Origin of the sequence: Limosilactobacillus panis DSM 6035 (genome assembly GCF_001435935.1) — a bacterium.
Lineage (GTDB): Bacteria > Bacillota > Bacilli > Lactobacillales > Lactobacillaceae > Limosilactobacillus > Limosilactobacillus panis.
Genome location: NZ_AZGM01000096.1, coordinates 1 through 257, shown reverse-complemented (window position 1 = coordinate 257; position 257 = coordinate 1). Strand labels below are relative to the sequence as shown.

The window sequence follows — 257 nt, the reverse complement described above, 5'->3', positions numbered from 1 at the left end:
TGTTCGGGAGCCTCAACCGCCACTTGTAATGACAGATAGTAGCGGCCAGTGGGCTCGAGACAAACCGTATAGCACTTAATCTTGCCATTAGCTAACCGGGTTGTTTTGCTGGTGCGGATACTGCCCAGCTTAGGCAATCTCACCCGCCGTTTAGCAAGCACCCGACAAACTGACCGCCCCGTATAAGCTTGGCGAATAGCACGACGCGATTTAAAACGTGGGTAACCGCCCCGATGTTTAAATAACATCTTAAAAGC

The 257-nt window shown here is 51.0% G+C and carries 1 pseudogene; it reads right to left on the bottom strand.

Features of this window, described 5'->3' with window-relative positions:
• A pseudogene (locus tag FD32_RS10065) lies at nt 1-257 on the bottom strand (RNA-guided endonuclease TnpB family protein); the annotation flags it as partial.